This is a genomic window from Leclercia adecarboxylata, assembly GCF_006171285.1.
In the GTDB taxonomy this organism is placed as follows: domain Bacteria; phylum Pseudomonadota; class Gammaproteobacteria; order Enterobacterales; family Enterobacteriaceae; genus Enterobacter; species Enterobacter barmai.
Window position 1 is genome coordinate 3,763,668 of record NZ_CP040889.1, and the last position, 14,978, is coordinate 3,778,645.

Below are 14,978 nucleotides of genomic sequence, written 5' to 3' on the forward strand. Positions count from 1 at the left end.
GGAGATTATGATGGATCAGGAACAGCTCAAACAGCAGCTTATCGCATGGCGTCACCACCTGCATGCCAACCCGGAAAGCGCCTTTGAAGAGGTGAAAACCGCGCAGTTTATTGCCGAAAAACTCGAGAGTATGGGGGTTGAGGTGCATCGTGACATCGGCAAAACCGGGCTGGTAGGGGTGCTGAAATGCGGGGAAGGTAAAGGTGTTATCGCGATCCGCGCCGATATCGACGCCATACAACTGACGGAACAGGGCGAGATGTCTTATCGCTCAGACACGCCAGAACGCATGCACGGCTGCGGGCATGACGGTCACACCTGCATTGCGCTGGGAGCGGCGCAGCTACTGTTACAGCGCCAGAACTTCAACGGCACCGTCTGCTTTGTCTTCCAGCCAGCCGAGGAGCCGGGTTACGGAGCGAAGGCGATGATGGCGGACGGGGTTATCGAACGCTTTGGTATTGAAGAGATGTATGGCTTGCACAATATGCCGGGCATGAAGGCCGGGACGATAGCCACCCGGGTTGGCGGCATAATGGCCAGCGAAGATAACTTTATCATTCGTATCACAGGCCAGGGGGCGCATGCCGCAAGACCGCATATGGCCAAAGATCCGCTGGTGATTGCGGCGGAGATTATTCTGGCGCTGCAAACCATCGTCTCACGCAACGTCGATCCAAACGTACCGGCGGTGATCTCCTGTACGGAGCTGCACACCGATGGCATCCGCAATGCCATTCCGACCCATGTCATCATCAAAGGCGATACCCGCAGCGACGCCCCGGCGGTGCAGGCCCTGCTTGAGGAGCGGATGCGCACCCTCAGCGAAGCGATTTGCGCCATGCACGGGGCACAGTGCGAGTTCACTTACACCCATGAGTTCGCGCCGACCGTCAACTGGCCACAGTGCGTGGAGGTGGCGGTGAATGCGTCGATAAACGTTGTAGGGGCGGAGAGGGTGGATGGCAATATCGCGCCGATGATGATCTCAGAAGATTTCGGCGCTTTTCTGCAGCAGGTTCCCGGCTGCTTTGTCTTTTTAGGCAATGGCGATGCGTCGGACCCTCAGGGCAATACGCCGCTGCACAATGCCCGCTATGACTTTAACGATGAGATTTTACTGACCGGAGCGGAGTATTTTGCGGAGGTCGTCAGAACCCGTCTGCCGCTGTAATCTGAGAGAAAAAAAGGGCCCCTGCAGCGCTGCAGGGGCCCTTTTTACTGTGCGTTAGCTGGCGATTTTTACCTGCGGCAGGTCGAACGCTTTGCGCAGCGCCCGGACGAAGGCTTTGTCATGGCAGATGGTTTTACCCGGACTATCAGAGAGCTTCGCCACCGGCTTGCCGTTACATTCCACCAGTTTAATAACGATATTCAGCGGTTTTACCTGGGGAATATCGCAGGTTAACCGGGTGCCGATACCAAAACTCAGGTTCACCCGCGAGGAGAAATGACGGTACAGATCTACCGCTTTTGGCAGGTCGAGGTTATCGGAGAAGACCAGCACTTTGCTCATCGGATCGATACCGAGCTTTTGATAGTGGGCGATCGCTTTCTCACCCCACTCCAGCGGATCCCCGGAGTCATGGCGCAGCCCCTGATAGACGGACGCGAACTCCGGCCCGAAATCGCGCAGGAAAGCGTCCATGGTAATGCAGTCGGTTAAGGCAATGCCGAGCTGGTCCGGGTACTCGGTGAGCCAGGCCGCCAGCGCCGCACGTTGGCTGGTCGCCAGCTCAGGGCTGATCTGCTGATGCGCCTGGAACCACTCGTGTGCCTGGGTGCCCATCGGCGTCAGATTGAGACGGCGGGCGAGATCGTAATTGCTGGTGCCGACAAACCACGGCTCCTGCTGCAGGCGCTCAACGATGGCCTGCTGCACCTCGCGGGAGAAACGGCGACGGGTACCAAAATCCATCAGGCGGAAACGCGACATATCCAGCGAGTCGGTGAGTTCAGCGAACCCAACCAGCTTCTGCTCCAGCGTCGCCAGAGCCTGATCAACGCTGGCCTCCGGCGAGCGATAGCGGTGCACCAGCTCGCTGATCACGGCCAGCAGCGGCACTTCCCACATGATTACTTCCCGCCAGGGGCCTTCAAGGCGAATATGCAGTTTGCCATTGTCGTTGCTGATGTTGACCTGTTTCGGGTCGTAGCGGAAATCGCGCAGCCACTGAAGGTAATCTTGTTTAAAGAAGGGCAGGCCGGAAAGCCACTGGAATTCATCATCCTGCAGACGAAGATGCTGCATTGCGTCGACTTGCTCACGAATGGCGTCAGCATAGATGCCCAGCAAATCGTCACCGCGGCAGCGGAATTCAGCCGCGACCTGTACGTCGTAGTATTGGTGGAAAACGGCTTGCTGCATATGCAGTTTGTACGCATCGGTATCCAGCAGCGTATGCAGAACAGGTGAAGCGAATTGAGTCATAGGTGCGCAGTAGCATCCTCTCACGGGAGCGTTTAGTACAATAAACGACTAATGAAACCGCTGGAGTATACCTTGTTTAGCGATTTATTGAACCCCGATCACACCATAAGCCTGGTTCAGGGTCGAGTGCATTTCGTGCCGCATGTTATATAAATGTAGCAAATAGAGTGTTTGTGACTGAAAAGATGAACATTCTGCATAGCGCGATTTCCACAACAGGAATAGACTGACTCGTTATTCGACAAACGATGCAAAAGGTTTTCTATGACACAACAGCCTCAAGCCAAATACCGCCACGACTACCGTGCGCCGGATTACCTGATTAGCGATATCGATCTGACTTTTGACCTGGATGCCACAAAAACCGTTGTCACGGCGGTCAGCCAGGTAACGCGCCATAACGCCACGGCGGTGCCGCTGCGTCTTGATGGTGAAGACCTGACCTTAGTGTCGGTGCATGTGAACGACGCTCCATGGACCGACTATAAAGAAGAAGATAACCAGCTGGTGCTGGATAATCTGCCGGAGCGTTTTACCTTACGCATCGTTAACGAGATCAGTCCGGCGTCCAACACCGCGCTGGAAGGTCTGTACCAGTCGGGCGTAGCGCTCTGTACCCAGTGTGAAGCCGAAGGTTTCCGTCACATTACCTGGTATCTCGACCGCCCTGACGTGCTGGCCCGCTTCACCACTAAAATCATCGCCGATAAAGCTACCTATCCGTTCCTGCTTTCCAACGGCAACCGGGTGGGTGAGGGCGAGCTGGAGAATGGCCGTCACTGGGTGCAGTGGCAGGATCCGTTCCCGAAACCCTGCTACCTGTTTGCGCTGGTGGCGGGTGATTTTGACGTTCTGCGCGACACCTTCACCACCCGTTCTGGCCGTGAAGTGGCGCTGGAACTGTTTGTCGATCGCGGCAACCTCGACCGTGCCCCGTGGGCGATGACCTCGCTTATTAACTCTATGAAGTGGGATGAAGAGCGTTTCGGTCTCGAGTACGACCTCGACATCTATATGATCGTCGCCGTCGACTTCTTTAATATGGGCGCGATGGAAAACAAAGGCCTCAACGTCTTTAACTCCAAATACGTGCTGGCGCGTACTGATACCGCCACCGATAAAGACTACCTCGATATCGAGCGCGTCATCGGCCACGAATATTTCCATAACTGGACCGGCAACCGCGTGACCTGCCGCGACTGGTTCCAGTTAAGCCTGAAAGAGGGCCTGACCGTCTTCCGCGATCAGGAGTTCAGCTCCGACCTCGGCTCGCGGGCGGTTAACCGCATCAACAACGTGCGCACCATGCGTGGCCTGCAGTTTGCTGAGGACGCCAGCCCGATGGCGCACCCGATCCGTCCGGACAAAGTGATCGAGATGAACAACTTCTACACCCTGACGGTGTATGAAAAAGGTTCCGAAATCATCCGCATGATCCACACCCTGCTGGGCGAAGTGAATTTCCAGAAAGGGATGCAGCTCTATTTTGAACGTCATGACGGCAGCGCCGCCACCTGCGACGATTTTGTCCAGGCGATGGAAGATGCGTCTAACGTCGATCTGTCCCATTTCCGCCGCTGGTACAGCCAGGCCGGTACGCCGGTTGTCACCGTCAAAGACGACTACAATCCGGAAACCGAGCAGTACACACTGACCATCAGCCAGCGTACGCCGCCAACGGCCGAGCAGGAAGAGAAGCATCCGCTGCACATTCCGTTCGCCATTGAGCTGTATGACAGCGAAGGCAAGGTGATCCCGCTGAAGAAAGGCGGCCACGCGGTGCACAACGTGCTCAACGTGACGCAGGCCGAGCAGACGTTTGTCTTCGATAACGTCTACTTCCAGCCGGTACCTGCGCTGCTGTGCGAGTTCTCCGCGCCGGTCAAGCTCGAGTACAAGTGGAGCGATCAGCAGCTCACCTTCCTGATGCGTCACGCGCGCAATGACTTCTCCCGCTGGGATGCGGCCCAGAGCCTGCTGGCAACCTACATCAAGCTGAACGTGAACCGTCATCAGCAGGGGCAGCCGCTCTCATTGCCGGCCCATGTTGCTGATGCCTTCCGCGCGATCCTGCTGGATGAGAAGATTGACCCGGCGCTGGCGGCTGAAATCCTGACCCTGCCGTCGGCGACTGAAATCGCCGAGCTGTTCGAGATTATCGACCCGATTGCCATCGTGGCCGTGCGTGAAGCCCTGACCCGTACTCTGGCCGCTGAGCTGGCGGATGAGTTCCTGGCGGTCTACAACTACTACAAACTGGATGCGTATCGCGTTGAGCATGCCGACATCGGCAAGCGTGCGCTGCGTAACACCTGCCTGCGCTATCTGGCGTTTGGGGAAACGGCGCTCGCCGACGAACTGGTGAGCAAGCAGTATCACACGGCCGACAACATGACCGACGCCCTGGCTGCGTTGGCCGCGAGCGTCGCCGCTGAACTGCCTTGCCGCGATGCCCTGATGCAGGAGTACGACGACAAGTGGCATCAGGACGGTCTGGTGATGGACAAGTGGTTTATTCTGCAGTCCACCAGCCCGGCGGCCGATGTGGTGAACAAGGTGCGCAGCCTACTCAACCACCGTTCATTCACAATGAGCAACCCGAACCGCGTCCGTTCCCTGATTGGCGCGTTTGCCAGCAGCAACCCGGCCGCCTTCCATGCGGAAGATGGCAGCGGCTACCAGTTTATGGTGGAGATGCTGACCGAGCTTAACAGCCGTAACCCGCAGGTGGCGTCGCGTCTGATTGAGCCGCTGATCCGTCTGAAACGCTATGACGCCAGACGTCAGGCGAAGATGCGTGCCGCGCTGGAGCAGCTGAAAGGGCTGGAGAACCTGTCCGGAGATCTGTACGAGAAGATCAGTAAGGCGTTAGCTTAAAAGAAATGCCCGGTGGCGCTACGCTTACCGGGCAGTGATCCTGTAGGCCCGGTAAGCGTAGCGCCACCGGGCATCAGGCCGCACAGCAGTGCCGGGTGGCGGCTTTGCCTTACCCGGCCTACAAAAAATAACCGTAGGCAGTTACCCGGCTTTTTTTATCCGTGCTTTCTGGCGGGTACCTCGCTGGCACCACGCTTCATCACCCGATCCAGCACCTCTGCTTCCAGCTCCGCCAGTCGCGCGGATCCCACCCGGCGAGGGCGAGGCAGATCCACCGTCAGATCCAGGCCAATCTTGCCCTCTTCAATCAGCAACACCCGGTCAGCCATGGCGACGGCTTCGCTCACATCATGGGTCACCAGCAGTACCGTAAAGCCATGCTCCTGCCATAATGAGACGATCAGATCCTGCATCTCAATACGCGTCAGCGCATCCAGCGCCCCCAGCGGCTCATCCAGCAGCAACAGTCCCGGACGATGGATCAACGCTCTGGCCAGCGCCACGCGCTGTTTCTGTCCGCCGGACAGGGCGGCAGGCCACTCATCGGCGCGATGGTCCAGCCCGACGGCGGCCAGCGCCTGGCGGGCGGATGCTTTCCAGTTACCTTTCAGCCCCAGCCCGACGTTATCTATTACCGTTTTCCACGGCAGCAGTCGCGCGTCCTGGAACATCATCCGGGTATCATCCTGGATGTCAGCCAGCGGCGTATTCCCCGCCAGCAGTTCGCCGCCGTTCGGCGCCTCCAGCCCGGCCAGCAGGCGCAGCAGGGTGCTTTTCCCACCGCCGCTGCGGCCCACCACCGCCACAAACTGTCCGGCGGGAATATGCAGTTCCAGTTCGTTCAGAATGGTGTTATTACCGTAGCGTTTGGTCACGCCATTTAACAGCAGCGGCGTACCCTGATTTAAGCGAGCCGTGTTCATGCGTGTGCCTCCTTTTTAACGTAGGCCGGATTCCAGCGCAGCCAGCTTCGTTCCAGCCACTGGGCGCTGACATCTGCAAGTTTACCGAGCAGGGCATAGAGAATAATGGCCACCACAACGACGTCGGTTTGCAGGAATTCGCGGGCGTTCATCGCCAGATAGCCAATGCCGGAGTTGGCGGAGATAGTTTCCGCCACGATCAGCGTCAGCCACATCAGACCCAGGGCAAAGCGCACGCCCACCATAATCGAGGGCAGGGCACCCGGCAGGATGACGTGGATGAACAGGGCGAAGCCGGACAAGCCGTAGCTGCGCGCCATCTCCACCAGCCCGCGATCGATATTACGGATCCCGTGCCAGGTATTGATATAGATCGGGAACAGGGTGCCGAGGGCGACGAGGAAGATCTTCGCCGTCTCATCGATGCCAAACCACAGGATCACCAGCGGGATCAGCGCCAGATGCGGCACGTTACGCAGCATCTGAATTGAGGTGTCCAGCAGACGCTCGCCCCAGCGGGAGAGGCCGCTGACCAGGCCGAGCGTCAGGCCAATCGTCCCGCCGATGGAAAAGCCAATCACCGCGCGCCAGGAGCTGATCGCCAGATGCTGCCACAGCTCACCGCTCGAACTCAGCGACCAGAAGGCCTCCACAACGCCTTCGGGTGAGGGCAGTATGCGGCTTGAGAGCCAGCCCACGGAGGAGGCCAGCTGCCAGATAAGCACAATACCGACAGGGAGCAGCCAGGGCGCAATGCGCAGCAGCCATTTTTGGGAAGGATTAGCCATAGGATCTCCTTAGCTCTGGGCGACTTTACGCGGGATAAATTCGTTAGCGACCGCTTCGCCCTGCTGCAACAGCCGCTGCGGCTGCGGGATTTCCGGAATGGCGACATCCAGATGCGGGAACAGCAGTTCACCCACCTTCCAGGCCTCTTCCAGATGCGGATAACCGGAAAGAATAAAGCTGTCGATACCAAGGTCTGCATATTCATTAATACGCGCCGCCACCGTCGGGCCATCGCCCACCAGCGCGGTCCCCGCGCCGCCGCGCACCAGCCCCACGCCCGCCCACAGGTTCGGGCTGATCTCCAGGTTTTCTCGCTTGCCGTTGTGCAGGGAGGCCATCCGGTGCTGCCCGACAGAATCGGTGCGGGCAAAGGCGGCCTGCGCTTTGGCAATGGTCGCATCGTCCAGATGGGAGATCAGACGGTCGGCGGCCTGCCACGCCTCTTCGTTGGTTTCGCGGACAATCACGTGCAGGCGGATCCCGAACCGGACCTTACGACCGTGGGCCGCGGCTTTGGCGCGCACCTGCTCAATCTTCTCTTTTACCAGCGCCGGCGGCTCGCCCCAGGTGAGGTAGAGATCCACCTGTTCGGCAGCCAGGTCCTGGGCAACGTCGGACGAACCACCAAAATAGAGCGGTGGACGCGGCTGCTGAACCGGCGGGAAGAAGAGTTGAGCATCACGGACATGAATATGCTTGCCCTCGAAGGTCACGTTCTCCCCCTCCAGCAGACGACGCCAGACGTGGGTGAACTCAGAAGAGGCTTCATACCGCTCGGTGTGATCCAGGAAGACGCCGTCGCCCGCCAGCTCCTGCGGATCGCTGCCGGTGACCAGGTTAAACAGAGCGCGTCCGTTCGACAGACGATCCAGCGTCGCGGCCTGACGTGCGGCCACCGTCGGGGAGGTCACGCTTGGACGCAGGGCCACCAGAAACTTCAGGCGCTGGGTCACCGGGATCATCGACGCCGCCACCAGCCACGCATCCTCGCAGGAGCGCCCGGTGGGGATCAGCACCCCGGTAAAGCCAATCCGATCTGCGGCCTGGGCGATCTGCTGAAGATAAGCATGATCCACCGGGCGGGCGCCCTCTTCGGTGCCAAGATAGTGACCATCACCGTGGGTAGGTAAAAACCAGAACAGATTCAGACTCATGACTTATCTCCTTTAGAGGAAGTGGGGTGCCAGATGCGGTCGCGAATATCGATTTTTTTCGGTACCAGGCGGTTCTCGTAAAACAGGTCGGCGGTTTGCTGCTGTAACACGGCGGTTTTGGCATCCACCGGTTTGATGACGGTTGGCGGGCGATGGTCAAGGTAGGAGGCAATGACCGGCTCCGGAAGACCCATCGTTTTTGCCAGCAGTGCGATACTGGCCTGACGCTGACTCTGGGTAAGGGCGTCTGCCTCGCTGAAGGTATTCAGTACGCCCTGAACAAATGCGCCGTTTTTCTCCGCATAAGGACGCGCGGCAAGGTAGAAGGAGCCGGTCTGTTTCAGGGTTTCACCGTCCTTCAGCACCTTCACGCCACCCTGCAGCAGGGCGGCAGAGTAGTAGGGATCCCAGATAGCCCAGGCGTCGACATTATTTTGCTGGAAGGCGGCGCGGGCATCCGCCGGGGAAAGATAAACCGGCTGAATATCTTTAAAGGTCAGTCCCGCCTGCTGCAGGGCACGCAATAAAAGATTGTGCGAGCTGGAACCCTTCTGGAAAGCCACCTTGTGGCCTTTAAGATCCGCCACGGTTTTAATCGGGCTGTTTTCAGGCACCAGGATCACTTCGGCTTTGGGCTTTGGCGGCTCAACGCCAACGTAGACCAGATCCGCGCCGGCGGCCTGAGCGAAGATCGGCGGGATGTCACCGGTACTGCCCAGATCGATACTGCCCACGTTCAGCGCCTCGAGCATCTGCGGGCCTGCCGGGAACTCCACCCAGGAGAATTTGGTGTCCGGGTAGCGTTTTTCCAGCAGCTGATGGCTTTTCGCCAGCACCATGCTGACGCTGCCTTTCTGGTAACCAATACGCAGGCTTTCAGGGGCGGGCTCTGCGGCGTGCGCCAGGCCAGAGAGGGCCACCAGGCCTGCCAGGCTAAGGCGGGCAAGAGATTTAAACATGGGCGACTCCTTTCTGAAGGCCAAAGGCAGGAACCTCGACGTCGCGGCGATGCAGCGCCTGCCAGAAGGTCTCCAGCGCGCTGTCGAGGCGGGTTTGCAGGTTCGGGGTAAAGTGCGGCTTGTGCTGGTAGTCGATCACCTGAGAATCGTCGGCAAACACGCCGTGGAGGATCTCCTGGGCTTTCAGGGCGTTGAGCACCGGCTTCAGGGCGTAATCCACCGCCAGCAGATGGGCTACGGTGCCGCCTGTCGCCAGCGGCAGCACGATTTTGCCCTCCAGCGCGCGCTCCGGCAGCAGGTCCAGCAGGGTTTTCAGCGCACCGGAAAACGAGGCTTTATAGACCGGGGTGGCGACAATCAGCCCATCGGCATCCTTCAGTTGTTCATTGAGGGTTTTCAGCGCCGGGCTGTCGAAGCGGGCATAGAGCAGATCTTCCGGGGCGAAGTTGTGCAGATTCCAGTGGAACACCTCCACATCCAGAGAGGTAAGCTGCTCCCTGGCATACTCCAGCAGCGCGCTGGAGCGGGAAGGGAATCGCGGACTGCCGGCCAACGTAATGACGCGCATACATGCTCCTTATAACCAATTGTTTGCTTTTATCTAACATTGATAACATTTGTTGGCAGTGTGGCACCGCTGGCTTATTCCACTAAATGATTTATCCGCAAGTGAAATGCCAGAAAATGAATAAAGGAGGGATGAAAAGTAAACGATTGCGCGGCATGCGGCTTTTTTTGCCTCAGGTCAATTCCCTTTCCCGCTGCGATCGCAGATAATACGCCCCCGGTTTGCACACCGGGAATCCAGGAGAGTTCATGTACTACCCCTTCGTTCGTAAAGCCCTTTTCCAGCTCGATCCTGAGCGCGCTCATGAATTTACATTCCAGCAATTACGCCGTATTACGGGAACCCCGCTCGAAGCGCTGGTGCGCCAGAAAGTGATGGACAAGCCGGTCACCTGCATGGGGTTAACTTTTAAAAACCCTCTGGGTCTGGCGGCAGGTCTGGATAAAAATGGCGAATGTATTGATGCGCTGGGTGCGATGGGCTTCGGCTCCATTGAAATTGGCACCGTCACGCCGCGTCCGCAGCCGGGTAACGACAAGCCGCGCCTGTTCCGCCTGGTCGAGGCCGAAGGGCTGATCAACCGCATGGGGTTCAATAATCTCGGCGTCGATCACCTGGTCGAGAATGTGAAGAAAGCCCATTTCGACGGCGTATTAGGCATTAATATCGGCAAAAATAAAGACACGCCGGTAGAGCAGGGCAAAGATGACTATCTGATCTGTATGGAGAAAGTCTATGCTTACGCCGGGTATATTGCGGTGAATATCTCATCGCCTAACACCCCGGGTCTGCGCACCCTGCAATACGGTGAAGCGCTGGATGACTTATTGGTCGCCATCAAAAATAAGCAAAATGAACTCCAGGCGACGCACCATAAATATGTCCCGGTGGCCGTTAAAATTGCCCCGGATCTGACAGAAGAAGAGCTGATTCAGGTAGCCGACAGTTTAGTTCGCCATAATATTGATGGCGTTATTGCCACCAATACCACGCTCGATCGTTCTCTGGTTCAGGGGATGAAACATTGCGACGAAATGGGTGGGTTGAGCGGACGTCCGGTACAGTTAAAAAGCACCGAAATTATCCGTCGCCTGTCGCAGGAGTTAATGGGTCGCCTGCCGATTATTGGCGTGGGCGGGATTGATTCGGTGATGGCTGCCCGGGAAAAAATGGCCGCTGGCGCTTCGCTTGTTCAGATATATTCAGGCTTTATTTTTAAAGGCCCGCCGCTGATTAAAGAAATCGTTAATCATATCTAATCTTTTATCGCTATTGACAACCAGGGCTTTATTTCCAGCTCTGGTTGTTTTATATTCCCGGACTGTTGCTTTATTAGACATTGTAGTCTTTTATTATTGAAGTTAAAAAAGCGAAGCGGCAATAAGGACTTTCTTACTACAGGACGTTTCGGGAACGGGAGAGACAGATGCGAATTAAACCTGACGATAACTGGCGATGGTATTTCTGCGAAGAGCACGATCGTATGATGCTCGATCTGGCTAATGGTATGCTGTTCCGCTCGCGTTTTGCCCGCCGGATGTTAACCCCGGACGCCTTTGCCGATACCGGTTTTTGCGTCGACGATGCCGCGCTCTATTTCTCCTTTGAAGAGAAATGTCGGGATCTGGACCTCTCTAAAGAACAACGCGCCGAACTGGTGCTCAATGCGCTGGTGGCGATCCGCTTCCTTAAACCTCAGATGCCAAAAAGCTGGCACTTTCTTGCTCACGGTGGGCGCTGGACGCCGGTCACCGGTGATGCCGCGTGCGTCAGCCTGAGCGAGAATGCCGAGCAGGTGAATTTGCTGGTAGTGGAGCCAGGCGACAACGCCGCGCTCTGTTTACTGGCGCAGCCGGCGGTAACTATCGCCGGGCGCACCATGCAGCTGGGGGACCCGATTAAAGTGATGAACGACAGGCTGAAACCGCAACCGGTCAGCTTCAGCCTCGAGCAGGCCGTTTAGGCTTCGAGCTGTAACGACGTTTTAGGTACGCAGCTGCAGCACAGAATGGTGCCGTCGCTGCCAATGGCCGATTTCTTCAGTGCACTCACTTCACCTTCTACCAGCGTGATGCGACAGCATCCGCAGATCCCCGCACGACAGGAATAGGGCACGCGAATACCGGCCTGTTCAAGCTGCTCCAGTAATACCTGCTGATTGTTGCCCCGAATGGTCTGTCCCTGCCACTGGATAGTCACCGCCGTTGCGGGCTGGGTTTCCACTTCAGTGGGCTCTTCCTCGGCGCCAGCCCCGTAGATACGGCCCGGCCCGGTCGAGAGGATCTCCACCTCATCGCCCACGCGGATCACCCCGCTGGAGCGTGGGATCAGGTTCTGCCCAAAATCGACATCGCCGTTATCCTGCGCGGTGCGGAAGGATTGCAGGGTCTTCAGCGGCTCGCCGGCCGGGTGCTTCTGCCCCTTTTCCGGACTGACGGTGGTAAAGATGCAGCGGCTGCACGGTTTCACCACATCGAAAATCACGTCGCCGATGCGGATCGTTTTCCAGGTGTCTTCTTCCCACGCGGCCGCGCCGGTCACCACCAGGTTAGGGCGGAACTGCTCCATCTGCACGCTGGCCGGGCAGCGCTGTTGCAGATCGCGCAGCGAGGCCTCGTTGGTCAGCAGGAAGGGGAACCCGTCGGCAAACGACAGCGGCACTGCGGCAAACTTATCTACGCGGCGCGTCAGCTCAGGACCTACCCAACGGAGCTGAACCGGGCGCGAAAAGAACTCGCTCAGCCAGCGGTTAATCTCTTCCGGGGCAATGCGGGCGGTAAAGTGGTTGCCCCAGACTTCGGTGGGGGCGTCTGCTGGCGCAAAGTCGCTGAAGCGGACGATACTACTGGAACCATCCGGCGCGGTGAGATGCAGACCGTCATGCACCGGCACCGGCGTGAAGCGAACCATTTGCGGGAACTGGCGTGCGGTAATGAACGTGCCGTCCGGTTCGGTGACCATAAAAATGCGGTCAAAGGCAAAGCCGCTCATGTCTGCAAGGGCATGAGTGAGTCCAATACCGCGCATGGATTTAACCGGATGAATGAAAAGCCTGGATAACGTCGCCACGGCACCGCCCCCTAAAATGAAAATAAGCACTCAACTTTATGACATAGAGCCCAGATTGGCTATAATGCGCAGCAATTTTCTTAGAGTAAAAGTGACGATATGAATTCTCTGTTTGCCAGTACGGCCCGTGGGCTGGAAGAGCTGTTAAAAACTGAACTGGAAAGCCTGGGTGCGCAAGAGTGCCAGGTGGTTCAGGGTGGTGTCCATTTTCAGGGCGACACACGGCTTATTTACCAGAGCCTGATGTGGAGTCGCCTGGCCTCACGCATCATGTTGCCGATGAGAGAGTGCAAGGTTTACAGCGATCTCGATCTTTACCTGGGCGTGCAGACTATCGACTGGACAGAGATTTTTGCGCCGGGCGCCACTTTTGCCGTCCACTTCAGCGGCCTGAATGACGAGATCCGCAACAGCCAGTACGGTGCGCTGAAGGTTAAAGATGCCATCGTCGACTGCTTCACCCGTAAAAACCTGGAACGTCCTAACGTCGATCGTGAAAACCCGGATCTGCGTATCAACGTTCGCCTGAATAAAGAGATTGCCAGCATTGCGCTGGATCTCTGTGGCGAAGGCCTGCACCAGCGCGGCTACCGCGATCGTGCCGGTATCGCGCCAATCAAAGAGAACCTGGCGGCCGCCATCGTAATGCGTTCCGGCTGGCAGCCGGGCACGCCGCTGCTGGATCCAATGTGTGGTTCCGGCACGCTGCTGATCGAAGCGGCGATGCTGGCGACCGACCGTGCGCCGGGCTTGCATCGTGGCGCGTGGGGCTTTAAGGGCTGGGCACATCACGACGAAGCAATCTGGCAGGAAGTGAAAGCCGAAGCCCAGACCCGCGCCCGTGCCGGGCTGGCGGCCTATGAATCCCGCTTCTACGGCTCTGACAGCGACGCCCGCGTCATTGAACGCGCGCGCAGCAACGCCCGTCGTGCCGGGATCGGCGATCTGATTGCCTTCGAGGTAAAAGACGTTTCTCAGCTCACTAACCCGCTGCCAAAAGGCCCGTACGGCACGGTGATCAGCAACCCGCCTTACGGCGAACGCCTTGACAGCGAGCCAGCGCTGATTGCCCTGCACAGCCTGCTGGGGCGCACCATGAAGGATCTGTTTGGCGGCTGGAATCTCTCCCTGTTCAGCGCCTCGCCAGAGCTGCTGAGCTGCCTGCAGCTGCGCGCCGAGCGCCAGTTCAAAGCCAAAAACGGCCCGCTGGACTGCGTGCAGAAGAACTACCATCTGGCCGAGAAAGAGGCCGACAGCAAGCCGTCTAGCATCGCGGAAGATTACGCTAACCGTCTGCGTAAGAACCTGAAGAAATTTGAAAAATGGGCGAAGCAGGAAGGCATCGAATGCTATCGCCTGTATGACGCCGATCTGCCGGAGTATAACGTGGCGGTCGACCGTTACGGCGACTGGGTGGTGGTGCAGGAGTATGCTCCGCCGAAAACCATCGATCCGCAGAAAGCCCGTCAGCGTATGCTGGATATTATTGCCGCGACCATCAGCGTGCTGAATATTGCCCCGAACAAGCTGATCCTCAAAACCCGTGAGCGTCAGAAAGGCAAAAACCAGTACGAGAAAATGAACAGCAAGGGCGAGTTTATCGAAGTGGGCGAATACAACGCGCGCCTGTGGGTGAACCTCACCGACTATCTCGATACCGGCCTGTTCCTCGACCACCGCATCGCCCGTCGTATGCTGGGTCAGATGAGCAAAGGCAAGGACTTCCTGAACCTCTTCTCCTATACCGGCAGCGCCAGCGTGCACGCGGGTCTGGGCGGCGCGCGTACCACCACTACCGTGGACATGTCCCGCACCTATCTGGAGTGGGCAGAGCGCAACCTGCGCCTCAACGGCCTGACCGGCCGCGCGCACCGTCTGCTGCAGGCCGATGTGCTGGGCTGGCTGCGTGAATCTGAAGAGCAGTTCGATCTGATCTTTATCGATCCGCCAACCTTCTCCAACTCCAAACGCATGGAAGAGTCTTTTGATGTCCAGCGCGACCATTTAACGCTGATGAAAGACCTGAAACGTATGCTGCGTAAAGGCGGCACCATCATGTTCTCGAACAACAAACGCGGATTCCGCATGGATCACGAAGGGCTGGAAAAACTGGGGCTGAAAGCACAAGAGATCAGTCAAAAAACCCTGTCCCAGGATTTTGCCCGTAACCGTCAGATCCACAACTGCTGGCTGATTACCGCGGCCTGA

Annotated in this window: 12 protein-coding genes; 5 read left to right on the forward strand and 7 right to left on the reverse strand. The window is 57.8% G+C overall.

Annotated elements, in window-relative coordinates; all coding sequences use genetic code 11:
• The first annotated feature begins 10 nt into the window (after window positions 1-10).
• Window positions 11-1,174, forward strand: a complete 1,164-nt coding sequence (locus tag FHN83_RS19650) for a M20 aminoacylase family protein (RefSeq protein WP_139564696.1) — start codon at window positions 11-13, stop codon at window positions 1,172-1,174.
• A gap of 54 nt (window positions 1,175-1,228) precedes the next feature.
• Here the strand turns inward: FHN83_RS19650 and pncB are convergent, their stop codons facing one another.
• Complete coding sequence (pncB, locus tag FHN83_RS19655) at window positions 1,229-2,431, reverse strand: nicotinate phosphoribosyltransferase (RefSeq protein WP_138369430.1); 1,203 nt, start codon at window positions 2,429-2,431, stop codon at window positions 1,229-1,231.
• Window positions 2,432-2,695: 264 nt separating this feature from the next.
• Here pncB and pepN point away from each other — a divergent pair, with 264 nt between their 5' ends.
• Window positions 2,696-5,308, forward strand: coding sequence for an aminopeptidase N (gene pepN / locus FHN83_RS19660; protein WP_139564697.1), 2,613 nt, complete (start codon window positions 2,696-2,698; stop codon window positions 5,306-5,308).
• Window positions 5,309-5,463: 155 nt separating this feature from the next.
• Here the strand turns inward: pepN and ssuB are convergent, their stop codons facing one another.
• Genes ssuB through ssuE form a run of 5 tightly spaced genes read right to left on the reverse strand, consistent with a single transcriptional unit; the run spans window position 5,464 to window position 9,701 of the window.
• On the reverse strand, window positions 5,464-6,231 hold the full coding sequence (gene ssuB / locus FHN83_RS19665) for an aliphatic sulfonates ABC transporter ATP-binding protein (protein ID WP_139564698.1): 768 nt from the start codon (window positions 6,229-6,231) through the stop codon (window positions 5,464-5,466).
• Window positions 6,228-7,019, reverse strand: coding sequence for an aliphatic sulfonate ABC transporter permease SsuC (gene ssuC, locus FHN83_RS19670; RefSeq protein ID WP_039029457.1), 792 nt, complete (start codon window positions 7,017-7,019; stop codon window positions 6,228-6,230). Before ssuC ends, ssuB begins: the two co-directional genes overlap by 4 nt.
• Window positions 7,020-7,028: 9 nt before the next feature.
• Window positions 7,029-8,174 carry an FMNH2-dependent alkanesulfonate monooxygenase gene (ssuD, locus tag FHN83_RS19675; RefSeq protein ID WP_139564699.1) on the reverse strand — a complete coding sequence of 382 codons (1,146 nt, stop codon included), beginning with the start codon at window positions 8,172-8,174 and terminating at the stop codon, window positions 7,029-7,031.
• A complete protein-coding gene (locus FHN83_RS19680; RefSeq protein WP_139564700.1) occupies window positions 8,171-9,133 on the reverse strand; it encodes a sulfonate ABC transporter substrate-binding protein in 963 nt (320 codons plus the stop codon). Before FHN83_RS19680 ends, ssuD begins: the two co-directional genes overlap by 4 nt.
• On the reverse strand, window positions 9,126-9,701 hold the full coding sequence (gene ssuE, locus FHN83_RS19685) for an NADPH-dependent FMN reductase (RefSeq protein ID WP_039029454.1): 576 nt from the start codon (window positions 9,699-9,701) through the stop codon (window positions 9,126-9,128). Before ssuE ends, FHN83_RS19680 begins: the two co-directional genes overlap by 8 nt.
• A gap of 248 nt (window positions 9,702-9,949) precedes the next feature.
• Here ssuE and pyrD point away from each other — a divergent pair, with 248 nt between their 5' ends.
• Window positions 9,950-10,960, forward strand: a complete 1,011-nt coding sequence (gene pyrD, locus FHN83_RS19690) for a quinone-dependent dihydroorotate dehydrogenase (protein WP_139564701.1) — start codon at window positions 9,950-9,952, stop codon at window positions 10,958-10,960.
• Window positions 10,961-11,127: 167 nt separating this feature from the next.
• Window positions 11,128-11,664, forward strand: a complete 537-nt coding sequence (gene zapC, locus FHN83_RS19695; RefSeq protein WP_039029452.1) for a cell division protein ZapC — start codon at window positions 11,128-11,130, stop codon at window positions 11,662-11,664.
• Here the strand turns inward: zapC and FHN83_RS19700 are convergent.
• A complete protein-coding gene (locus FHN83_RS19700; RefSeq protein WP_139564702.1) occupies window positions 11,661-12,770 on the reverse strand; it encodes a YcbX family protein in 1,110 nt (369 codons plus the stop codon). The genes zapC and FHN83_RS19700 overlap by 4 nt on opposite strands.
• 99 nt (window positions 12,771-12,869) lie before the next feature.
• Here FHN83_RS19700 and rlmKL point away from each other — a divergent pair, with 99 nt between their 5' ends.
• Complete coding sequence (gene rlmKL / locus FHN83_RS19705; RefSeq protein WP_139564703.1) at window positions 12,870-14,978, forward strand: bifunctional 23S rRNA (guanine(2069)-N(7))-methyltransferase RlmK/23S rRNA (guanine(2445)-N(2))-methyltransferase RlmL; 2,109 nt, start codon at window positions 12,870-12,872, stop codon at window positions 14,976-14,978.

Excerpts from the sequence above, each read along its gene's own strand:
- FHN83_RS19650 (WP_139564696.1), top strand. The coding sequence starts at position 11 with ATGGATCAGGAACAGCTCAAACAGCAGCTTATCGCATGGCGTCACCAC.
- pncB (WP_138369430.1), bottom strand. The coding sequence starts at position 2,431 with ATGACTCAATTCGCTTCACCTGTTCTGCATACGCTGCTGGATACCGAT.
- pepN (WP_139564697.1), top strand. The coding sequence starts at position 2,696 with ATGACACAACAGCCTCAAGCCAAATACCGCCACGACTACCGTGCGCCG.
- ssuB (WP_139564698.1), bottom strand. The coding sequence starts at position 6,231 with ATGAACACGGCTCGCTTAAATCAGGGTACGCCGCTGCTGTTAAATGGC.
- ssuC (WP_039029457.1), bottom strand. The coding sequence starts at position 7,019 with ATGGCTAATCCTTCCCAAAAATGGCTGCTGCGCATTGCGCCCTGGCTG.
- ssuD (WP_139564699.1), bottom strand. The coding sequence starts at position 8,174 with ATGAGTCTGAATCTGTTCTGGTTTTTACCTACCCACGGTGATGGTCAC.
- FHN83_RS19680 (WP_139564700.1), bottom strand. The coding sequence starts at position 9,133 with ATGTTTAAATCTCTTGCCCGCCTTAGCCTGGCAGGCCTGGTGGCCCTC.
- ssuE (WP_039029454.1), bottom strand. The coding sequence starts at position 9,701 with ATGCGCGTCATTACGTTGGCCGGCAGTCCGCGATTCCCTTCCCGCTCC.
- pyrD (WP_139564701.1), top strand. The coding sequence starts at position 9,950 with ATGTACTACCCCTTCGTTCGTAAAGCCCTTTTCCAGCTCGATCCTGAG.
- zapC (WP_039029452.1), top strand. The coding sequence starts at position 11,128 with ATGCGAATTAAACCTGACGATAACTGGCGATGGTATTTCTGCGAAGAG.
- rlmKL (WP_139564703.1), top strand. The coding sequence starts at position 12,870 with ATGAATTCTCTGTTTGCCAGTACGGCCCGTGGGCTGGAAGAGCTGTTA.